Origin of the sequence: Streptomyces sp. NPDC096339, assembly GCF_044762985.1 — a bacterium.
In the GTDB taxonomy this organism is placed as follows: domain Bacteria; phylum Actinomycetota; class Actinomycetes; order Streptomycetales; family Streptomycetaceae; genus Streptomyces.
Window position 1 is genome coordinate 1 of record NZ_JBIWFI010000012.1, and the last position, 20,135, is coordinate 20,135.

At 73.2% G+C, this 20,135-nt stretch carries 21 protein-coding genes; 6 read left to right on the forward strand and 15 right to left on the reverse strand.

Annotated features, from left to right (window positions below; genetic code table 11):
* Window positions 1-202: 202 nt before the first annotated feature.
* Window positions 203-817: a hypothetical protein gene (locus ACIQ5Y_RS17600; RefSeq protein WP_403880652.1), complete on the forward strand. Its 615-nt coding sequence runs from the start codon at window positions 203-205 to the stop codon at window positions 815-817.
* On the opposite strand, the gene ACIQ5Y_RS17605 is transcribed toward ACIQ5Y_RS17600, so the two are convergent.
* From ACIQ5Y_RS17605 to ACIQ5Y_RS17615, 3 genes are read right to left on the reverse strand one after another with little or no spacing between them, the layout of a single operon-like run.
* Complete coding sequence (locus ACIQ5Y_RS17605; RefSeq protein ID WP_403880653.1) at window positions 810-2,954, reverse strand: bifunctional serine/threonine-protein kinase/ABC transporter substrate-binding protein; 2,145 nt, start codon at window positions 2,952-2,954, stop codon at window positions 810-812. The genes ACIQ5Y_RS17600 and ACIQ5Y_RS17605 overlap by 8 nt on opposite strands.
* A 6-nt stretch (window positions 2,955-2,960) precedes the next feature.
* The gene (locus ACIQ5Y_RS17610; RefSeq protein ID WP_403880655.1) at window positions 2,961-5,117 is read right to left on the reverse strand and encodes a bifunctional serine/threonine-protein kinase/ABC transporter substrate-binding protein; all 2,157 of its coding nucleotides are present in this window, start codon (window positions 5,115-5,117) and stop codon (window positions 2,961-2,963) included.
* Entirely contained in the window at window positions 5,117-5,962 is an 846-nt protein-coding gene (locus tag ACIQ5Y_RS17615) for a hypothetical protein (protein WP_403880656.1), read from the reverse strand. The genes ACIQ5Y_RS17610 and ACIQ5Y_RS17615 overlap by 1 nt, the downstream gene beginning before the upstream one ends.
* A gap of 89 nt (window positions 5,963-6,051) precedes the next feature.
* Here ACIQ5Y_RS17615 and ACIQ5Y_RS17620 point away from each other — a divergent pair, with 89 nt between their 5' ends.
* Together ACIQ5Y_RS17620 and ACIQ5Y_RS17625 are read left to right on the forward strand one after the other, a co-directional pair.
* The gene (locus tag ACIQ5Y_RS17620) at window positions 6,052-6,561 is read left to right on the forward strand and encodes a GNAT family N-acetyltransferase (RefSeq protein WP_403880658.1); all 510 of its coding nucleotides are present in this window, start codon (window positions 6,052-6,054) and stop codon (window positions 6,559-6,561) included.
* 58 nt (window positions 6,562-6,619) lie between these two features.
* Window positions 6,620-7,882: a hypothetical protein gene (locus tag ACIQ5Y_RS17625; RefSeq protein WP_403880660.1), complete on the forward strand. Its 1,263-nt coding sequence runs from the start codon at window positions 6,620-6,622 to the stop codon at window positions 7,880-7,882.
* On the opposite strand, the gene ACIQ5Y_RS17630 is transcribed toward ACIQ5Y_RS17625, so the two are convergent.
* The 4 genes from ACIQ5Y_RS17630 to ACIQ5Y_RS17645 form a co-directional block, all read right to left on the reverse strand.
* Window positions 7,879-8,259: a DUF6193 family natural product biosynthesis protein gene (locus tag ACIQ5Y_RS17630; protein ID WP_403880662.1), complete on the reverse strand. Its 381-nt coding sequence runs from the start codon at window positions 8,257-8,259 to the stop codon at window positions 7,879-7,881. The two genes, ACIQ5Y_RS17625 and ACIQ5Y_RS17630, sit on opposite strands and share 4 nt — an antisense overlap.
* An 81-nt stretch (window positions 8,260-8,340) precedes the next feature.
* On the reverse strand, window positions 8,341-8,895 hold the full coding sequence (locus tag ACIQ5Y_RS17635) for a class I SAM-dependent methyltransferase (RefSeq protein ID WP_403880663.1): 555 nt from the start codon (window positions 8,893-8,895) through the stop codon (window positions 8,341-8,343).
* Window positions 8,896-9,010: 115 nt separating this feature from the next.
* A complete protein-coding gene (locus ACIQ5Y_RS17640; RefSeq protein WP_403880665.1) occupies window positions 9,011-9,892 on the reverse strand; it encodes an alpha/beta fold hydrolase in 882 nt (293 codons plus the stop codon).
* Window positions 9,893-9,946: 54 nt separating this feature from the next.
* Entirely contained in the window at window positions 9,947-10,711 is a 765-nt protein-coding gene (locus ACIQ5Y_RS17645; protein ID WP_403880667.1) for an MBL fold metallo-hydrolase, read from the reverse strand.
* 179 nt (window positions 10,712-10,890) lie between these two features.
* Between ACIQ5Y_RS17645 and ACIQ5Y_RS17650 the strand changes: the two genes are divergently transcribed.
* Both ACIQ5Y_RS17650 and ACIQ5Y_RS17655 read left to right on the forward strand, forming a co-directional pair.
* Window positions 10,891-11,001: a hypothetical protein gene (locus ACIQ5Y_RS17650; protein WP_403881012.1), complete on the forward strand. Its 111-nt coding sequence runs from the start codon at window positions 10,891-10,893 to the stop codon at window positions 10,999-11,001.
* Between the two features lie 68 nt (window positions 11,002-11,069).
* Complete coding sequence (locus ACIQ5Y_RS17655) at window positions 11,070-11,759, forward strand: TetR/AcrR family transcriptional regulator (RefSeq protein ID WP_403880669.1); 690 nt, start codon at window positions 11,070-11,072, stop codon at window positions 11,757-11,759.
* Here ACIQ5Y_RS17655 and ACIQ5Y_RS17660 read toward each other — a convergent pair.
* The gene (locus ACIQ5Y_RS17660) at window positions 11,735-12,532 is read right to left on the reverse strand and encodes an SGNH/GDSL hydrolase family protein (RefSeq protein ID WP_403880671.1); all 798 of its coding nucleotides are present in this window, start codon (window positions 12,530-12,532) and stop codon (window positions 11,735-11,737) included. The two genes, ACIQ5Y_RS17655 and ACIQ5Y_RS17660, sit on opposite strands and share 25 nt — an antisense overlap.
* Entirely contained in the window at window positions 12,519-13,088 is a 570-nt protein-coding gene (locus ACIQ5Y_RS17665; RefSeq protein ID WP_403880672.1) for a PadR family transcriptional regulator, read from the reverse strand. Before ACIQ5Y_RS17665 ends, ACIQ5Y_RS17660 begins: the two co-directional genes overlap by 14 nt.
* 97 nt (window positions 13,089-13,185) lie before the next feature.
* Between ACIQ5Y_RS17665 and ACIQ5Y_RS17670 the strand changes: the two genes are divergently transcribed.
* On the forward strand, window positions 13,186-13,617 hold the full coding sequence (locus ACIQ5Y_RS17670) for a nuclear transport factor 2 family protein (RefSeq protein WP_403880674.1): 432 nt from the start codon (window positions 13,186-13,188) through the stop codon (window positions 13,615-13,617).
* Window positions 13,618-13,645: 28 nt separating this feature from the next.
* On the opposite strand, the gene ACIQ5Y_RS17675 is transcribed toward ACIQ5Y_RS17670, so the two are convergent.
* The 6 genes from ACIQ5Y_RS17675 to ACIQ5Y_RS17700 all read right to left on the reverse strand — a co-directional run bounded on the left by ACIQ5Y_RS17675 (window position 13,646) and on the right by ACIQ5Y_RS17700 (window position 20,080).
* Entirely contained in the window at window positions 13,646-14,578 is a 933-nt protein-coding gene (locus ACIQ5Y_RS17675) for a GNAT family N-acetyltransferase (protein WP_403880676.1), read from the reverse strand.
* Between the two features lie 133 nt (window positions 14,579-14,711).
* Window positions 14,712-15,557 (reverse strand): ATP-binding cassette domain-containing protein, encoded by an 846-nt coding sequence (locus ACIQ5Y_RS17680; RefSeq protein ID WP_403880678.1) that lies wholly within the window; start codon window positions 15,555-15,557, stop codon window positions 14,712-14,714.
* Window positions 15,554-16,528 carry an ABC transporter ATP-binding protein gene (locus ACIQ5Y_RS17685; RefSeq protein ID WP_403880680.1) on the reverse strand — a complete coding sequence of 325 codons (975 nt, stop codon included), beginning with the start codon at window positions 16,526-16,528 and terminating at the stop codon, window positions 15,554-15,556. The genes ACIQ5Y_RS17680 and ACIQ5Y_RS17685 overlap by 4 nt, the downstream gene beginning before the upstream one ends.
* Entirely contained in the window at window positions 16,528-17,445 is a 918-nt protein-coding gene (locus ACIQ5Y_RS17690) for an ABC transporter permease (protein ID WP_403880682.1), read from the reverse strand. The genes ACIQ5Y_RS17685 and ACIQ5Y_RS17690 overlap by 1 nt, the downstream gene beginning before the upstream one ends.
* Window positions 17,442-18,425, reverse strand: a complete 984-nt coding sequence (locus ACIQ5Y_RS17695; RefSeq protein WP_403880684.1) for an ABC transporter permease — start codon at window positions 18,423-18,425, stop codon at window positions 17,442-17,444. The genes ACIQ5Y_RS17690 and ACIQ5Y_RS17695 overlap by 4 nt, the downstream gene beginning before the upstream one ends.
* Window positions 18,422-20,080 carry an ABC transporter substrate-binding protein gene (locus tag ACIQ5Y_RS17700; RefSeq protein ID WP_403880686.1) on the reverse strand — a complete coding sequence of 553 codons (1,659 nt, stop codon included), beginning with the start codon at window positions 20,078-20,080 and terminating at the stop codon, window positions 18,422-18,424. Before ACIQ5Y_RS17700 ends, ACIQ5Y_RS17695 begins: the two co-directional genes overlap by 4 nt.
* Window positions 20,081-20,135 lie beyond the last annotated feature (55 nt).

The window sequence follows — 20,135 nt, forward strand, 5'->3', positions numbered from 1 at the left end:
TCCTCCCTCCTGCCCGCGATGGGGCGCGGGGGGGGGGGGGGGGGGCGGGGGGGGGCGGGGGGGCCCGCCGGGGGGGGGCGGGGGGGGGCGGCCCCCCCCCCCCCCCGGACCCCTCTTCCCGAGCGGAGACGCGACGATGCGCACCAAGATCGCTTTCCCGGCCGTACGAGCCACCACAACGGCCGCAAGGACCGTAAGGGCCATGGCCGCCGTATTCGCCGTATTCGGCATCGTGTTCCTGACGCCCGTCGCGGCCCACGCCCACGGGGACACCGTGAAGGTGGTGGTGACCGGGCAACGGGAGGGCCGCGTGACCGCCGACATCACCTGGGAGAACGACGGGGACGCCATCGAGGAGGCCGTCGCCGCCACCGTGAACGCGGCGAACCCCGACGGCTCGCGCACGCTCGGGCCCTGGCGCCTCGTCCGCGCCGCCGGCACCTCGCGGGCCGCGTGGACCACCGCCGAGGCCCTGCCTCCCGGTTCCTGGAAGGTCACCGTGGACGTGGGCTTCCCGGCCCTCGGGCACGGAGAACTCGACGTAGCCGTACCGGTGGTGGACCCGGCGCCGGCCACCGGCGCACCGGCCCCCTCGGTGGCGGCTTCGGCACAGCCCTCGGCTCCGGCCACTTCCGCCGCGCCCGTGACCGCTTCCACCCTCGCCGGTGCCCCGGCCACCGCGCAGGCGCCCGACCCGGCCGAAGACGACGCCGATTCCGGCCTGTGGTGGACGACCGCGGGCGTGGCGGTGCTCGCCCTCGCCGGGGCGGCCGCCGGGATCCTGATCCGGCGGCGGCGCCGGCTGCGCCTCAGGTGACTTCGGAGTAGAGGCCCAGGTAGCGGAACGCACCGGATTCGACGCGGTAGAGGTGCGACAGCCGCGTACTGGACAGCTCGTGGGTGTTGGCGTTGAAGGCCAGCGGCTTGGCCAGGCCCTGGTACGTCTGGCGGGGGTAGCGGCGGGCCAGGCCCGCCCTGTCCCGGGCGTCCTCCCCGAGTCCCGTCAGGCAGGCGGCCAGCAGGCCCACGCCGTCGTACGCCTCGGTGGCCCAGCGGGCGGGCGCCTCCCCGTAGGCGGCCCGGTACGCGGCGACGAACTCGGCGGCGGCCGGCACGCCCGCGGGGTCGGTGAAGAAGGCGCCGATCGCCCAGCCCTCGGCCGCCTGGCCGGCGGCGCCGATGAACTCCGGTTCCATGATCTCCTGGATGCCCGCCCGCGGACCCTGGAACCCGGCATCGGCCAGGGCACGGGCAAGCAGCCCCGCGCGCTGTGGCGAGGTCCCGGCGTAGACGACTCCCTCCGCCCCGGCCGCGGTCAGGTCGCGTACGGCCCCCGCGAAATCGGAGCCGCCCTCGGGAATCCGGTGGACGCTCACCGATCCCCCGGCCGGGGGGCTCTGCTGGAGCACGCGGGAGAGCCGCCAGCCCCCGTCTCCCCCGGCCGCGTCCTCCACGACCGCGGTCCGGCGCGAGGGCCGCACGACGGTCAGGTAGTGGATCACGGCGTTGGACACGTAGTCCCAGGGGGGACTGGTGGGGCAGATCGTGCGCCACCTGCGGACCTGCGCGTCCTCCAGGGAGTTGACCGACACCAGCAGCAGGGTGAGACCGGCCGTGTTGCACGTCTCGGCGAGGTCGGGCCCGGCGGCGGCCCAGGTGGGCCCGGCGAGCGCGAGCACCGCGGGGTCGGCGGCCAGTTCCTTGACGGCCTGCGCGGCGCGCGCCCGGTCGCCGCCGTCGTCGGTGACGCGCAGCGCCAGGCGGAACACGGAGTCCTTGGCGGCGTTGTGCTGGTCGACGGCCAGCCGCATGCCGCGTTCATGGGCCTGGCCGGTGGTCTTGCCCGGGCCCGTCAGATCGGCCTGGAGGCCCAGGGTGAGCACGGGCAGGTCCCGCCCGGAACCGGCGGGGGGTGTGCCGGTGCCGCCGCGCCCCCGCGTGGTGAACCAGGCGACCGGTGCTCCGACCGCTACCAGGGCTCCGCCCGCCGCGAGGAGCCGCCTGCGGGTGAACCTCCCCGCTCCGGCCTCCGGGGTGTCGATCCGGGTGGGCTCGGGGGCGGGGAGGTCCAGGGCCCGGGTTGAGCGCTCGGCGATCAGCCGGGGCAGCGGGGCCGGCAGCCAGTCCCGTCCGTCGTCCTCCTCCGGGCGGCCCCCGGTGAGCAGGACGGTGAGTTCCGCGAGGGTGGGCCGGGCCCCGGGCTCCTTCACCAGGCAGGCGCGCACTGCCTCCAGCAACTCGCCCGGCAGTTGCTCCAGTTCGGGTTCGTCGTGCACGGTGCGGAAGACCACCGCGGCCGCGTGCCCGCCGCCGAAGGGACCCCGCGCGGTCGCCGCGTACGCGAGGACGCACCCGAGGGAGAAGACGTCGCCGGCCGGGCCGGGCACCGGGCCGCCCGCGCGGGCCAGTTCCGGCGCCAGGTAGCCGGGGGTGCCGACGACCGCGTCCGCGGCGGTCAGGGTGGTCGCGCCGGCCGCCCGCGCGATCCCGAAGTCGATCAGGCGGGGGCCGTCCGGGGCGAGCAGTACGTTGCCCGGTTTCACGTCGCGGTGGACCAGCCCGGCCGCGTGCACCTCCGTCAGGGCCTCGGCGAGCCGCGCCCCGAGGATCCGTACGCTCCGGGCGGGCAGCGGACCGTACCCGGACACGGCCTCCGACAAGGACGGCCCGGGGACGAACGGGGTGGCCAGCCAGGGCTCGCGGGCCTCCGGGTCCGCCGCGATCACCGGGACCACCCACCGCCCGGTCAGCCCCGCCGCGGCCTCGGCCTCGCGGCGGAACCGGGCGCGGAAGGCGGGGTCCGCGCCGTGGTCGGCGCGGATCACCTTGACCGCGACGAGGGTCCCGGCGGGGGAACGGCCGAGGTAGACCGTGCCCATGCCGCCCGAGCCGAGGCGGCCCAGCAGACGGTTTCCGCCGATCGCGGCCGGATCGGCGGGCAGCAGGGGGCGCATCCGCCGCTACGCCGGCGAGGCCTGGCCGGCCGGGCCGGTGTAGCGGATCCGGCCGCCCTCCACCCGGTGGGCGAAGTACGTGTTGCCCTTCACCTGCCGGTACTCGTCGAAGACGTACTCCTTCGTCAGGCCGCGGAAGGATCCCTTGGCGAGGGCGGACAGCAGCTCGGCGCGGGCCGGCCGGGCGCCGCCGCCCGCCGCCGTCACGAGCCGGTCGATGACCAGACCGGCCGCGTCGTAGGCCTCGGCCGTCCACGCGTCGGGAGCCGTGCCGTACGCCGCCCGGTGGGCGCGGGCGATGTCGGCGACCCCGGGGGCTTCCGGCCCGGTGTACGGGGCGAGGAGTTGCCAGCCCTCGGCGGCCGGGCCCGCGGCGGTCAGGAACTCGGGGCCCACGATGGTGTAGTCGGCGGCCCGGGGCCCCTTGAAGCCCTCGGCGGCGAGCAGCCCGGCCACCTTGGCCGCGCCCGCCGCGGTGCCGGAGTAGAAGAACGAGTCGATGCCGTGGGCCAGCATGTCCTTGACGACCGGCGACAGGTCCCCGGTTCCGCGCGGCACGACCCGTCCGTACGAGGTGGCCTGCGGGGAGACGACGGTCAGGGTGCGGTTGCCCTGCAGGACCGCCTGCCAGCCCTCGACGTCGCCGTCCCGGTCGCAGAGCGCACCGAGGCGGCGCGCTCCCTGGCTGCCGACCAGCTGGAGGTTGACGGCGGAGCCCTGGCCCAGGGAGAGGGCGCTGGTCTGGAAGAAGCTGCGCCGGTCCGTGACGCCGAAGGAGGTCGCCAGGGCCGAGACGGTGAGCAGCGGCAGCGCGGCCTCGCCGTACAGCTCCAGGCAGGAGGTGACCGTGGCGTTGCCGGTCGGGCCGATGACGGCGAGGACGTCGCGGTTGGCGATGAGACCGGCGGCGGCGTCCGCGGAGCGGTCGGCCCGGCCCGCGTCGTCGGCGGTGGCGACGGTGAGCGTGAAGGGTTTGTCCTTGCGGGAGTTGAAGGCGTCGACGGCGAGCCGTACGCCGCGTTCCTGGGCCTGTCCGAGGGCCTTCTGCGGGCCGGAGAGGTCGGCCTGCACACCGATCACCCAGGGCCGGGGCGCGGCCGCCGTCTTCTTCGGCTCTGCGTCGTCGCGCAGCGCGAGCCAGGCCGCCAGGCCGCCACCGGCCGCGAGTACGGCGCCCGCGGCGGCGAAGCCGAGGAAGCGCCTGCGCGAGGGCGCGGGCCCGGCGCCGGGGGCGGGGGCCGCGTCCGGGTCGGCGGCGGTCTCGTCGATGCCGGGCAGGGCGAGCAGGGCGGCGGCCCGCTCCGCGATGGTGGCGACGACCGGGTCGGGCAGCCATGCGGTGCCCTCGCCCGGAGTGTCCTCGGTGAGCGCCTCGTCGAGTTCGGCGGCGGTGGGGCGGATGTCGGGGTGCTTGGCGAGGCAGGTGCGCAGCAGCGCGGTGAGTTCGGGGTCGGCGAGGACCTCCGGGCCGAACTCGGGCTCGTCGTGGACGGTGCGGTAGAGCACCGCCTCGACGGTGCCGTTGCCGAAGGGCAGCCGGCCGGTGGCGGCGTAGGCGAGGAGGCAGCCGAGCGCGAAGACGTCGCCGGCCGGTTCGGCGGGGCGGCCCTCGGCCTGCTCGGGCGGGATGAAGCCGGGGGTGCCGAGGACGGCGTCCGCGGAGGTCAGGGCGGTGTGTTCGCCGCCGCGCGCGATCCCGAAGTCGATGAGCCGGGGCCGGTCCATGCCGAGCAGGACGTTGCCGGGCTTGACGTCGCGGTGCACGAGGCCCTGCCGGTGCATCACCCCGAGGGCCTTGGCCATGGCCTTGCCGAGGACCCGTACGGCGCGCAGCGGGAGCGGACCGTGGGCCGCGACGGCTTCGGCCAGGGAGGGTCCGGCGACGAAGGCGGTGGCCAGCCACGGTTCGTGCGCGTCCGGGTCGGCGCCGGTGATCCGGACGGCCCAGGGGCTGTCGACTTCGGCGGCGATCTCCGCCTCGCGGCGGAACCGCGCCCGGAAGTCGGCCTCGTCGGCGTACTCGGCGCGGATCACCTTCACGGCGGCGAGCGCTCCGTCGTCCGTGCGGCCGAGGTAGACGACGCCCATGCCGCCCGCGCCGAGCCGCCCGAGGAGGCGGTGGTCCGCGATCCGGGAGGGGTCCGAGGGGAGGAGCCTTTCCATCAGCCCGCCGCCTTTCCGAGCTGCTGCCTGGCCTGGAGCATCATGCGGGAGGTGCCCTGGACGACGAGCCCGCTCAGCTCCTCCACCGTGAAGCCCGCCGCGCCCTTGCCGGCCACGGCGATGGTGACCGGCCCGAACTGCCCCTGGGACCAGAGGTAGGGGTGGGGTCCGCCGTCCTCCGCGCTGACGTACTCGCCTGATTCGGTGAAGGCGTCCTCGGTCCAGCCGTTCAGCTGCTCACCCTCGTAGAGGGAGGCTCCCCACAGGCCCTTGAGCTCCTCGCCCTCGCGCAGCCGCTGGTCGGGGCAGCGCAGGACCTCCTCCATGGCGTGGGCGGTCTCCCAACCGGAGTCCCGGCGGTCGCGGTGCACGGTGACGGTCACGTTGATCCGCACCCGTCCGCGGCCCTCCCGGGCGGGGAGCTGGAAGTAGCGGGTGCTGGTGGCGAGTACGTCGTCGGGCAGCGGCGAGGTCTGCCAGACGCAGGCCTCGTCGAGGACGGGCCAGCGGCGCGGATCGCTCTCGAACGGGGTCCTGCGCGTCATCTCGGGGCCGAACGCCTCCTGGCCGACGACGATGCGGCCGAGGAGGGCGCGCGCTTCGGCCGCCGTCCGGGGCTGCTTGGACTCGTCCAGCTCCGGGACGAGGGGGGCGGGCGGCGCGGTCGGCTTCGCGGACGTGGTGGTCCCGCTCGGGCTCCCGCTCGCCGTGCCGGCCGTCGCGGCCGGGGTGTGCTCGCCGGCGGCGCGCTTCCCCCCGCCCCCGGTCGAACAGCCCGCCAGTACCAACAGGCCCGCTGCCGCGCACCCGCAGGCGCGCAGCGCGGAGCCGCCTCTGTAGGTCATGTGTCCCCCCTCGGCAGCGATCGTACCCACCCCCGCAATGGATCAACTGGCTTACGGAAAAGGGATCTTGGGGTGGAACAATGCGGCCCATGCACATCAGAGCTGTACGCCGTGACGAACTGACGGCCCTCCAGGACATCGAGCGGGCCGCCGGGCTGTGCTTCCGGGACATCGGCATGCCGGAGATCGCCGACGACGAGCCGCCGCCCCTCGGGGAGCTGGCCCGGTACGCGGAGGCCGGCCTGGCCTGGGTGGCCGTGGGCGACGAGGAGGCGCCGCCGGTCGCGTACCTGATCGCCGACCGGGTGGACGGCGCCCTGCACGTCGAGCAGGTGTCGGTGCACCCGGACCACGCGCGCCGTGCCATCGGCCGGGCCCTGCTGGAGCACCTCGCGGAATACGCCCTGCTCGAACGGGTGCCCGCGCTGACGCTCACCACCTTCGCCGAAGTCCCCTGGAACGCCCCGTACTACGAGCGCTGCGGCTTCCTGCGCCTGGACGACGGCGCGCTCACTCCGGGACTGCGGGAGATCCGGGCGAGGGAGGCGGAGCACGGCCTGGACCGCTGGCCGAGGGTCTGCATGCGCCGGACGCTGTAGCCGTTCCGTTGCACTGCGCCCCTTCTGGCCTGCGGGGATCGGTCCTCATACTGGCGCCGTGAGCGACAACGTCAAGTACCTGCCCCCGGCCGCGATACCCAAGGAGGGCGTCGCGGACTGGGCCGTGGCCGATGCCCGGATCTGGTGGGCGGCCCGCACGCCGGGCTTCTTCTCGCCCGCCGCGGGCTGCTGGGCGCTCGCCCCGCTCGTGCTCGCCGGGATGATCCTGATCGAGCGGCACCAGCCGGAGGGCGGCGGCCAGGGGACCGGTTGGGCCAACTACTGGTACGTGGTCCTGCTGTTCTGCCTCCCGCTGTGGTTCCGCTTCCTGCCGGCGGCGGCCATGGTCTCGGCTTCGGTGCTCGCGGTGAGGACGGGCATCTCCCTGTCCGCGGCGCCTGCGGGCGACACCGCGGGCCTGGTGGGCGCGTGCCTGGTCATCGGGGGGTGTGCCTACGCCTTCACCGGCGCGCTGTGGCGCATCGGGTCCCGTGACCACCAGCGCAAACTCGCCCTCGCCGCCGCAGGCGACGTCCGCGTTCCGCTCCCCATGACGCTCCCCAAGGCGCACCGCCGCCGGGGCCTGCGGCCGATGCTCGTCGGCGGCGGGCTCTGCCTGGCCGCCGCCGCCCTGATCGGCTGGGGCCTGGTCCAGGACCTCGACGCCCGGCGCGCGGAGACCTCGTACGACGCGGCCGGGTGGCAGAGCCTCGCCATGCTCCTCCTGATCCCCGGCACTCCCCTGCTCGGCCGGGGCTTCACCGCCCGGCTGGCCGCCCGGCGGCTGCACAGGGGGCCGCAGCCCGTCATGCGCGTGGGGGTACGGGCCCGCCGCCCGAAGCACCTGTGGCTGTACCCGGACGCCCGCACCAGGAACGCCCCGGCCCTGATCGCCTTCCGCGACCGGTACGAGAACACCGAGCACCGGACCAGGTCCCTCCTCGGCGGAATGAGTCACCGGCTGCGTATCGACCACCACGACATCGACCGGCACAAGGAGCCCTTCGAGGCGCTCTTGTACGGCGTTCCGTTCGAGGGCGCCGAAGTCGTCCTCGAACACGGGGCGATCTACGGCGACACCGTCGTCGCCGCCGATGTCACGGCCGTCCCGCTGGTTCCCGAGCGCAGGAACCGGCCGGGCAACTGGCACCCGGCCAACAGCTCCTACCGTCTGCGGGAGCGGGCGGCGCAGGCCCGCCGACGCGAGCAGCGGGCGTCGAGCGGCTCCGGTTCGGACGGCGGTTCCGGCTGCGGCTCCTCGAGCAGCTGCGGCAGCAGTTGTTCGAGCAGTTGCGGGGGCGGCTGCGGCGGAGGCGACTAAGACGTGGGGAGGTCGGTCGGCAGCGCGGCGACGACCAGGGAGACGGCCTCGGCCGTGCTCGCGGCCTCCCGCAGCCGGCCGTCGGGCATGCGCACCTCGTAGCGGCCATCCTGCAGCGCCCGCACCAACGGCAGGTCGCCGAGGACAGGAGGGGTGGCACGGCGACTGAAACGGAGCCAGTAGACACTGGTCCCCGGGGACAGCGCGCGCAATCGCGGCTCGGCGAAGGCGGCTTCGACCAGTTCCCGGAGGCGGGACCGGTCCCGAACGCCGAGCCGCCGGCGCAGCCGGAACCACCGCTCCTCGATGGTGTCGCCGAGGCCGTCGACCGTGGACCACTCACCGGGCTCCGAGGTGTGCGGGCTCTCCTCTTGCATGCGGTCGAGTCTGCCGGCTCGGGCTGCTCTACGAGATCCGGAAGCGGCACCCAGTGGTCAGAGCACCGGGGTCTCCGGCGGTCAGCGGCGCGGCCTCGTGGCGAGGGCGGCCGCGGCGGCGACCGGCTGCTCCCAACTCGTGGTCTCGACCCGGGAGAACACCGACTTCGCGAGGAGGTCGGTCAGGTCTTCGAGGCCGTCCGGGGAGGTGATCACGGCGACGCCTCCCCGCGGAGCGAGCACGGTGTCGAGGTCGGCCAGCACCCGTTCCCCGTCCATCCGGTGGAAGGCGCCGCCGATGACGCACAGGTCGATGCGCGGCAGGCAGAGGCGGGTGACCGCGGACGCGTCGCCCTCCAGCCAGGAGACGTTCGCGCGGCCGCGCTCCTCCGCGAGCCGGCTCCCCTCGGCGAGCACGGCCGGGTCCGGGTGCACGGAGTAGACGTGCTCGGCCTGCGGTGTCAACGACAGGGCGAGCACGCCGGGGCCGGGGCCCGCGCCGATCGCGCCCAGTTCCAGTACGGTCTGCGAACCGTCGAGCGCGAACCGGTCCGCGAGCAGCGCGTGGAGCTGCGCCGGGTACGGCGCCCCGTGGCGGGCGTCGTACGGATCGGCGGACGCGAAGGGCGTGATCATGGGGCCTCCTTGGCCGGGTTGCGTCCGCCGATCGTGGAGCAGTTCCGGACGCGCGGCGGAGGTTAACACCTCATGTCCCCCGTATTGATTCCACGTTACGACACGGGATGGACGGTCAGCGCGGTACCCGGCCGAGGAACTCGCGGATGAGCGCGGCTATCTCGGGACCGTGGCTCTCCAGGGCGAAGTGGCCGGCGTCGAGCAGGTGGATCTCGGCGTCGGGCAGGTCGCGGGCGAAGGCCTCCGCGCCCGCCGCTCCGAAGATCTCGTCGTTCTTGCCCCAGGCGACGAGGAGCGGGGGGCGGTGGGTGCGGAAGTACTCCTGGAAGGCCGGGTAGCCGTCGAGGTTGAACTGGTAGTCCCAGAAGAGCTGGAGCTGGATCTCCTTGTTCCCGGGACGGTCGAGGTAGGCCTGGTCGAGGGTCCAGGTGTCGGGGCTGATCCGTTCGAGGCGGTCGGCCGGGACGCCGTGCGTGTACTGCCAGTGGGTGGCCTTGGCGGTCAGGAGTTCACGGACGTCCGCCTCGTGGGTGCCCCGGTCCTCGGCGTGCGCGAAGAGGACGTCCCAGAAGGGGGTGAACCCCTCGGTGTAGGCGTTGCCGCTCTGGCTGATGATCGCGACCACCCGTTCCGGGTTGCGGCTGGCGATGCGCAGGCCGATCGGGGCGCCGTAGTCCTGGATGTAGAGCGCGAACCGCTCGACGCCGATCGTGTCGAGCAGCGCCAGGGTGATCTCGGTCAGCTTCTCGAAGCTGTACGGGAACTCCTCGACCGGCGGTGTGGCCGACTGGCCGAAGCCCACGTGGTCGGGCGCGATCAGGTGGTAGGAGTCGGCGAGTTCGCGCAGCAGGTCGCGGAACATCGCGGAGCTGCTGGGGAAGCCGTGCAGCAGGACGAGGGTGGGGTTGGCCGGGTCGCCGGCCTCCCGGTAGAAGACCGGGAGCCCTTCGATCTCGACGGTGTGGTGGCGTACCCGGGTCAGGGTGTCGATGGACATTCGTTTCTCCCGAAGAGTGAGTGGTGGGTTGCGTGGCGACGGCCGCCGGCCTGGTCAGAGCCGTTCGGCCACGCCCGGCGTCAGGCGGCGCAGACGGCCGGCGAGGTCGGGGGCGGCGAAGGCCTCCTCGATGCGGGCCGGGTCCTCGGTGAAGTGCTCCCAGGACTCGAAGTGCAGGGGGATCACGGTGCGTGCGCCGAGGGTGCGGGCGAGTTCGGCGCCTTCGGCGGCGCTGAGCGAGAAGGCCAGGTCCCCGGTGGCGGGGAAGTGCGCGTCGCCGAGGTGCAGGAAGGCCGTGTCGATGTCGAAGCGTTCGCCGATCTCGTCGAGCGCGTCGTGGCGGACGGTGTCGCCGGAGATGTAGAGCGTGCCGCCGTCGTGGCGGACCACGAAGCCGGTGACGGTCCCCGTCACCGCCTCGGTACCTGCCGGCCCGTGACGGGCGGGGGTCGCCGTGATCCGCACGGTGGTGCCGCCGACGGTGACCTCGCGGGTCTCCCAGGCCTCCAGGCCCTCGGCGTCGCCGCCGAGCCTGCCGGCCGCCTCGGGGGTGGTGAGCACCAGGCCGGCCCCGGCGAGGACCTCCCGGCCCGCGATGTCGAGGTTGTCGGCGTGCTGGTCGTGGGAGAGCAGTACGAGGTCCAGGGGCGGGAGGTCGGCGGCCGCGAGGGCGGCCCCGGCGGTGCGGCGCAGTGGCCGTGCGGCCGGGTAATCGGCCGCGGTCCGGTCGAGGGCCGGGTCGGTGAGGACGGTCAACTCGCCGATCTCCAGGAGGACGGTGGCGGTGCCGAGGTGGGTCACGGTAATCGAGGAAGACATGGCCGGCGCTCCGAGGGAGTGAGGGAAACGATCTCGATGCCCAAAAACTAAACCGATCGGTTCACGATGTCAACTGAACAGTTCAGTCTTGACACTGGACCGTTCGGTGTAGTTCATTCGACGCATGGAAACCACTTCGGAAACCACCGCACCCACGCCCGGATCGCGCCGGCGGGCCGATCCGCGAGCCCGTGGCGCGCAGCGGCTCCGTCGTCATGAACACGGCGGCCGCGCTCCGGCAGGCGCAGCGCGACTACGAGCGGGGCCTGATGGGGAGCGCCCCGGCCTGAGGGCGGCGCCTCTACGAAACGGTTCAGTTCATATACTGAGGCCCCCTCAAGACTCGAAGGACGACCCCATGGACGCCGACAGCAAGAACGCCGCGAGCGCCACGGACGCGTACGGCATCCCGATCATCCCGGACCCCTCCGACAGCGCTCAGCGCAAGCGTCAGGCGATCATCGACGCGGCCGCGGCGGAGTTCCTCGCCGAGGGCTACTCGGCCGCCTCCATGGATACGATCACCAGCCGCTCCGGCGTCTCCAAGGCGACCATCTACAAGCACTTCGGCAACAAGGAGCGGCTCTTCCTCGCCGTCATCGCCGGGATACTGCCCACGACGTACGCGGACCTCGAACCCTGCAACTCCGCCCTGGCGCAGGCCCCCGACCTGCGGGCCGCGCTGATCGGGCTGACCAGTGACTTCGCGACCGTGTTGCTGCGCCCCGACATCATGACCCTGCGGCGCCTGGTCATCGGCGAGATCGACCGCTTCCCCCAGCTCGGCCGGCTCTGGTACCAGGTCACCTACGACATGAACAACGGGCCGCTGACCGAGGCCATCACCGAACTGGGCAGGCTCGGGAGGCTGAACGCCCCCGATCCCGCACTCGCCGCCCAGCAGCTCATCGCGAGCACCGTCGGCATCCTCCAGCTGGTCCGCACCTTCGCCCCCGACTCCGAGATCGACCAGGCGGAACTCGGCCGCGTGGTCGCCTCGGGAGTGGACCTGTTCCTCGCGCGCTACGCCGTCGCGCCCGCCTCGTAGCCGTCCATCGGCAGGAGCCGGGGGCGCTTGGCGGTCCGGCCGTCGCCGGAGGAGCGGCCGCGCAGGCGGCGGCCGAGCCAGGGGCCGAGGAAGCCCGCCAGCCAGCGCGCTTCGTCCACCGCCGTCCGCAGCCCCGTGACGGGCGGCAGGGGCGGCAGCGACCTGGTCCAGGTGTCGTCGCTGCCGGGCAGCCGCAGGGCGTGGGCGAGGGCCGCGGCGATGCGTTCGTGGCCGAGGGGACTGGCGTGGAGCCGGTCCACCGCCCACAGTCGCGGGTCGGTGCCGACGGCCTCGCGGCCGGTCTCGGCGACGGCCACCCCGTGCCGGGCGGCCGCGGCCCGGATCCCGTCGTTCAGGTCGGACACGCGGTGGCGCAGCGGCCGGGCGAGTGGGGCGATCTTCCCGATGTCGGGGAAGGTCACGGTGGCCACCTGGGCTCCGGCCGCCGTGAGCGCGGCGAACATCTCCTCCAGGTGCCCCACCGTCTCCTCGGCGTCGAACGACGGCCGGAGCAGGTCGTTGACCCCGCAGACCACGCTGGCGAGATCGGGCTTCATGGCCAGCGCCGGTGCCAGCTGCTCGGCGCGCACCTGAGCCGCGACGCGTCCCCGTACGGCCAGGTTGGCGTACCGGAGGCGCGGTTCGGCGGCCGCGAGGTGCTCGGCGAGCCGGTCGGCGAAGCCCCGGTGGCCGACGGTGTCGTCGCCGTCGCCGAGTCCTTCGGTCTGGCTGTCGCCGAGGGCGACGTAACGGAGGTACTCACCGCCCGGCACGGGCCGTCCGCCTTTCCTTCAGTACGGTCGCGGCGCGCAGGCACCAGTCCCGGTGGCCCTGTTCGAAAGCGCGGCCGCGCAGGGCGGTGAGGTACCCGCCGACCCCCTCGCCGCGGAGCAGGAACTCCTCCTCGTCCGCTTCGCCGCGCATCTGGCGCAGGAGCGCGTCGAGGAGTTCGATCTTGGCCTCGGCCGCGGCAGCCCGTTCTTCGAGCTGTGCGACGACGGGTGTCGTGTCGATGCCGTCGGCGGCCTGGACCTTCACGAGGAGGTCGTCGCGGATGACCGAGGGTTTGGACGCCGCCTCGGCGAAGGCCTCCAGCTCGGCGAGGCCGGCCTCGGTGACGTGGAACAGGCGCTTGTTGGGCCTGCTCTCCTGGACCACCTCGCGGCCGGCGACGAGGCCTTCCCGCTCCAGCTTGGCCAGCTCGGCGTAGAGCTGCTGTGGCAGGGCGTGCCAGAAGTTGGCGACGCCGATGTCGAACCCCTTCGCCAACTGGTAGCCGCTGAACTCTCCGCCCAGCAGCGAAGCCAGCACGGCATGTCTCAACGCCATGGGAGCAGCCCCTTCCCTTTCCTCGCCCTGCCCTGCATCCTACTCATGAAATTGATTACTCATATTCATGAGTATGGAATGACTTCGAGGAGGGGCCGTGGAGACTGCCGAACGCTTCCGCGAGGCGGTGGAGAAGCGCGATCTGAGCGTGCTGGACGATCTGTTCACCGATGACATCCGGCTGTACAGCCCGGTCAAGTTCAAGCCCTTCGAGGGCAAGCCGATGGTGCTGGGGCTCTTCGGGGTGCTGCTGCGCACCTTCGAGGACCTCCGTTACGTGGGGCACTTCGAGGGCGCCGCGGAGACCGGCCGCGACGGGGAGGAGGCCCCGTCGGTCATCCTGCCGTTCCGGGCCACGGTGCAGGGCAAGCAGGTGCACGGGATCGACCTGCTGCAGTTCGACGAGGCGGGCCGGATCAAGGAGTTCACGGTGATGGTCCGCCCCCAGTCCGCGGTGCACGTCCTGGGCCAGGCCGTGCTGACGGGCCTGATCGCCGACGGGCTCGTGCCCGATCCCGCCGGCGCGTAGGGCCTGCCGTCGAGCGGGGCCCGGTGGCTCACAGGGCCATGCCGAACTCCAACCGGTCGGCGAAGTTCTCGTATCCGGCCCTGGTGAAGGCCTTCGCCATGGCCGTGTTGGCCGCGTCGCAGTCCCCGCGGATCTCGGTGGCGCCGTGTGCCGCGAGGACGCGCGTGCCGCGGATCACGGCGGAGGTGGCGTAGCCCTTGCCCCGGTGGGCGGGAGCGACCCCGACGAAGCCGATGACGTGCACGCTCGGGTTCCGCGCCGGCAGGCTGATGACCGCGGGGGTGCCGTCGGCGTCGTGGCCGATCTCCCACCATCCCGGCTCGTGCTCCAGCTCCGCCGTCTGCTCGAAGAGCTGCTCGGCGGCGCGCCGCGCCCCGCGGGTCCGGACCTCGGCGGCCAGCCGGGCGTCCGAGGTCTTGGCGAGGAGGGCTTCCAGCAGGTCGACGAACGGGGCCGGGCCGAGGTCCGTCAGGGAACGGAACGTCAGCCGGGGATCGTCGGCCGGCAGTTCGGCCGGAACGCGCAGGCCGAACCTGCGCCCGTCGCGGAGCACGCGGAAGCCGGAGCCCCGCAGCAGCTCGCCGCGGCGCTCCGGCTCCCGCTGGAACTGCGGTGCCTGCGCGGGCGAGTCGAGGACGTGCTCCAGTTCCTGCGCACCGAGCTCGCGCGCCGTCCGGGCCGCAGCGTCGAGCAGCGCGGGCCCCACCCCAGTCTCCCCGGCGGGGGCTTCGAAGAGGACGAAGGCGTACGGGACCTCGTGCCCCGGCAGGGTCCACAGCACGACGCTGCCCACCAGCCGCCCCTCGCCGTCCTCGGCGACCAGGCACCACTCGGGCCGGGTGCACTTCGTCTCCAGCAGCCCGTCGAGGTAGCCGCGGGTCGCGGCGTTGCGCTCGGGGTCGTCCGGGTACTCGACCAGCGCGGGGAGTTCGTGGGGGCGGGCGGAACGGATCAACGTCATCTGGCAGCCTTCGGGAAGCGGGAACGGTTCGGGAGCGCCCCGAACCTATCCCCCGCCTCCGCCCGCGGCCGGCGTTTTAGGTGCGGTGCCAACAGACCGGCCGGGGCCCCCGGTACGGGCCCCGGCCCCTGCGTCATGCCGTCGGAACGCCGCCGAGGGGGTCCGACTCGCGGCGCCGGCGGCTGATCGAGTCGGGGTCCCAGCCCGGTCGGGGTACGGAGGCCAACAGCAGCCTCGTGTAGGGGTGGTGGGGGTCGGTGAGGAGCTCGGAGACCGGGCGGTGCTCCATCGTGCGGCCCCGGTACATGACGAGCGCCTCGTCGCAGACGTAGCGCACGACGGCCAGGTCGTGGCTGACGAAGACCAGGCCGATGCCCGTGTCCCGGCGGATGTCCGAGAGCAGGTTCAGCACCTGCGCCTGCACGGACACGTCGAGTGCGGACACCGCCTCGTCGAGCACCAGGACGGCGGGTTCGACCGCCAGCGCCCGGGCGATCGCCGCGCGTTGGCGCTGGCCTCCCGAGAGGCGGCGGGGCAGGGCGGCGGCCTCGCGGTCGCCGAGGCCGACCTGCCCGAGCAGCTCCCGGACCCGCACGGCGCGGGCCGCACGGTCGGTCATGCCGTGCAGCCGGAGCACCCCGTCGATGGTGGCGCCGATGCTCAGCCTCGCGTCCAGGGAGAGGTAGGGGTCCTGGAAGACGATCTGGACGGCCTTGGCCCTCGCCAGCCGCGCCGGCCTTCCCCGTACGGAGGCCGCCAGCGGTGTGCCCTGTACGAGGATCTCGCCGGCGTCGGGGCGTTCGAGGCCGATCAGCATCCGGGCCGTGGTGGTCTTCCCGGACCCGGACTCCCCCACGATGCCGAGCGCGCCGCCCGTGCGCAGGGAGAAGGAGAGGTCGTCGACGGCGACGACCTCCGTGCCGCCCGTGCGGTAGGTCTTGCGCAGGCCGGTGACCTTCAGGAGTTCTCCGCTGCTCATCTGTCCTCCGTGCGGGTGAGTTCGTCGACCCGGTGGCAGGCGACCTCGGCCGGGCCGTGCGGCCGCAGCTCGGGCGGGGACTGGTCGCAGCGCGCCGGTTCGGCGAACCGGCAGCGCGGTGCGAAGGCGCAGCCCGGCGCGGATTCCAGCAGTCCCATCGGGGCTCCGGGGATGGGCGTGAGCCGGGCCAGGGGGCCGGCGAGCGGCGGGGAGGATCCGAGCAGGCCCGCCGTGTAGGGGTGCCGCGGGGAGTCGAAGAGCTCCCCCACGGGCGCCGCCTCCACGATCCGGCCCGCGTACATCACGTAGATCCGGTCGCTGACGGAGGCCGCCAGTTCGATGTCGTGGGTGATGAGCAGGAGCCCGAGGCCGCGTTCCCGCTGGAGCCTTCCCAGGACGGCCAGGATCTCCGCCTGGGTGCTGACGTCGAGCGCGGTGGTCGGCTCGTCGCAGAGCAGCAGTTTCGGTTCGGTGGTGAGGGCCGCCGCGATGACGACGCGCTGGAGCATGCCCCCGGAGAGCTCGTGCGGGTACTGCCCCAGGTGCCGGACCGGGTCGGGCAGGCCCACCGCGTCGAGCAGTTCGGCGGCCCGCCGCGCCGCGCGCGCCTTCGTCCAGCCGTGGACGACGCGCAGCGGCTCGGTGAGGAAGTCCCCCACGCGGTGTACCGGGTTGATGGCGGCGCGGGGATCCTGGTAGATCATCGCCGCCTTGTTGGTGCGTACGTCGCGCAGGCTCGCGGGGTCGGCTCCGACCAGGTCGGTGCCGTCCACCCGGACCCGGCCGCCGACTTCGGCGCCCTGCGGGAACAGGCCGAGGGCGGCGCGGGCGGTGACGGACTTGCCGGAACCGGATTCGCCGACGAGGGCGACGACCTCCCCGGCGGCGACCCGCAGGCCGACGCCGTCGAGGACCGGGCGGGCCATGGCGGGGAGGGTGACGCGCAGGTCGTCGTATGCGAGCAGTGTCATCAGGAGTCCCTCCCCGCGAGGCGGTCGCCGAGGTCTTCCCCGACGATGTTGAAGGCGACGACGACCAGGACGACGGCCACGGCCGGCGCGATCGCGGACAGCGGCTGTCCTTGCAGGACGGCCGCCTGCCCCTGGTTGATCATGGCGCCCCAGTCGGGGGTGGGGGGCTGTACACCGAGCCCGAGGAAGGAGAGCGCGGCGAGGTCGAGCAGCGCGTAGCCGAAGTTCACGGTCGACTGCGCGAGCAGGGTCGGGGCGATGTTGGGCAGCAGTCCGCGGACGGTGACGTACAGGGCGGAGTGGCCCTGCACCCGGTAGGCGGCGATGTAGGGGCGGGACTTCTCCTGTACCGCGAGCCCGCGCACCAGGCGCGCGGTGTACGGCATGTAGGCGAGCGCCATGGCGAGCACCGGAGCCGTCATCCCCTTGCCGAACAGGGCCACCGCGAGGATCGCGAGCAGCAGCGCGGGGAAGGCGAACAGCACGTCGAGGACCCGGCCGGCGGCGGTGTCGATCCAGCCGCCGCGCCAGGCGGTGAACAGGCCGACGGCGATGCCGAGGACGGTGGAGAAGAGGACGACGGCGAGCGGGCCGGCGAGGCTGGTGCGGGTGCCCACGACGAGCGCCGAGAGGGTGTCGTGGCCGCCCTGGTCGGTGCCCAGCCAGTGCTCGGCACTCGGCCCGAGCAGGGTGTCGCCGAGCGCGCCGAAGGTCGGGTCCTGGGGGGCGATCCAGGGGGCGAACAGCGCGACCAGCACGAACACGACGAGCAGTACGAGGCAGGTCCGCTGGAGTGGGCCACCGCCGAGGCGGCGGAGCCCGGCGAACCGGTCGGGCCGGGTGCGTACGGGGCGCGGGGCGTCCGGGGTGCGGGTTCCGCTGTCGGTGTCGGCGCCCGCTTCGTGAAGGGTGTTCATCGGGCGCTCCCCGCGGCCGCCGAGCGCGGGTCGATCAGCGGCTGGACGAGGTCCACGAGGGCGTTGACGATCACGAAGGCGGCCACCACGAGCAGCACGATCGCCTGCACCACCTGGAAGTCCAGCTGATCCACGCACTGCACGAGCAGGGAGCCCACTCCGGACATCCCGAAGGCGGTTTCCACGATCGCGGTGCTGACGAGCATCCCCGAGACGAGCAGCGCGGAGACGGTGACGATCGGTCCCAGCGCGTTGCGCAGGACGTGCCGCCTGATGACGGTCCGCCGCGGGGTCCCCCGGCTGAGTGCGACCTCCACGTGTTCGCGGCGCAGTTCGTCGAGCATCGCCGAGCGGGTCACCCGGGTCACCAGGGCCGTGAAGGTCACGGACAGGGCGGCGGCCGGGAGGATCACGTGGTGCAGCCGGTCCAGGACGCCGGCGCCGTTGCCGATCGTGGGGAACCAGCCGAGCCGTACGCCCAGGACGGACCTGAGCAGCAGGGCCGCGACGAAGGCGGGCGCGGCGGCGCCCACCGTCACCATGAGCATGAGGGTGCGGTCGGTGCGCGATCCGCGGCGCAGCGCGCCGACGATCCCGGAGCCGATGCCGAACACGGCGATCATCAGGGCGGACACGCCGATCAGCAGCAGGGACGACGGCAGCCGCGACCAGATGACCGAGCTCACGTCCTGGTGGAAGAGGTAGGAGCGGCCGAAGTCGCCGTGGAGCACTCCTTCGAGCCAGTTCCAGTAGCGGACCAGGAACGGTTCGTCGAAGCCGTACTGCCGGCGGATCTCGGCCAGTTGTTCGGGGCTGGGGCTGCGGCCCTTGGTGAGGAAGCTCGCCGGGTCCCCGGGTGCCAGGAACAGGGAGGAGAAGACGAGGAAGGAGGTGACGAGCAGGGTCGCCGCCATGCCGGCGAGCCGGCGCAGCGCCCGTCCGGCCCGCGTCAGGGCGACGATCGTCGCCAGGACCATCATCCCTTGGCTCCGATCTCGGCCGCCCACGGGTAGTAGAGGTAGGCGATGGAGGGCTGGACGCCGGTGATCCTCTTGCCGAGGAAGACGCTGACGGGCTGGGTGTACAGGGGCAGCCAGGGCAGTTCCTCCAGGGCGATCTTCTGGGCCTCGGCGTTGGCTTCCGCTCGCAGGCCCGGGTCGTAGGAGGCGATGGCCTTGTCGACGGCCACGTCGAAGGCGGGGTTGGACCAGTTGCCGTAGTTGCTGAAGGCGCCGGTCTGGAGGGCCCCGTACATGTCGAGCGGGTCGGTGATCGACGTGTACCAGAAGGTGAGGAACAGGTCGATGCCCTCGCGTGCGGCCGGGTCGGTGAAGAGGGTGCCGTACTTCTCCGCGGAGAGGGAGTTGATCTCCGGCTTGAGGCCGATGGCCGTGGCGGCCTGGGCTATCGCCTGGGTGATGATGGTGGTCTGCGAGTCGAGCGGGCTCGTCGCGATCACGACCTTCTGGCCGTTCACTCCGGCCTCGGCGGCGAGCGCCTTGGCCTTGGCCGGATCGTACGGGTACTTCGGCAGGTCTTGTCGCAGCTTGTCGCGGGTCGCGTCGGGGGCGTCGGCCCACAGGTTGTCGGTGACGAGCGAGTCGGCGACCTCGCCGACCCCGCCGGCTCCGGCCTTGACGATGCCCTTGCGGTCGGTGGCCATCAGCAGGGCCCGGCGCACCCGGGGGTCACCGAGGGGGCCCTTGAGGTTGCCGACGATCTCGTCGGCGACGGTGGTGTTGCGGCCGAAGTAGAGCGTTCCGGCCTGGGTCTTGCCCAGTTGGGCGTACGCGTTCGGCGGGACCATCCAGCCGCCGTCGACCTCGCCGCTCTGGAAGGCGTTGACGCGGGTGGTGGGGTCGGCGAGGAAGACGAACTTGGCCTGGCCGGACTTGGCCTTCAGCGGGGGGTTCCAGTAGTCGTCGAACCGCTTGAGGGTGAGCGACTGGCCGGCGGTCCAGGTGTCGAAGGCGAAGGGGCCGGTGCAGTTCACGCCGGTCTGCGGATTGCCGTAGTTCTTGCCGGACTTGGCGAGGGTGGCGGCGGACTCGACGGTGCCGGGGCTCGCGGCGAGGTACTTGTTGAATTTGGAGTCGGGCTGCGTGAGGGTGACGGTGACTTCCAGCGGCCCCGTCTTGTCGACGGACTTGACGTTGCGGAAGGGGCTTGCCCATACGCTGGCCGTCTCCGGGTCGAGGTTGCGGCGCAGGGAGGCGACGACGTCGTCGGCGGTGAGCTTCGTACCGTCGTGGAAGCGCACGCCGGGGCGGATCTGGTAGACCCAGGTGGTCGGCGTGGGGTTGGTGTACGAGGTCGCCAGGTTCGGCGAGGTCGTCAGGTCCGGGTTCCAACGCAGCAGGCTCTCGCAGACGTTGGCGAGGATCTGGTTCGGCGGGTAGTCGAACGAGTAGGCGTAGTCGATGGTGGTCGGCTCGGCGAAGGTCGACCAGGTGAAGGAGTCCAGGTTCCCGGCGGCGGCCGGCGTCTGGTTCGTGATCTTGTAGGCGGTGGCCTGGTCCTTCTCGGAGTGCGCGGTGCCGCTGCACGCGCTCGTCACGAGCACCGTGGCGGCGGCGAAGGCGGCGGCGTTGAGGGTGCGGCGGGTCAGCGGGGTTCTCGTACGGGCTGATGACATCGTCTGACTCCCTGAGGGATGAGCTCTGCGGGGTGGGTGACGCGCGACCGGGGCG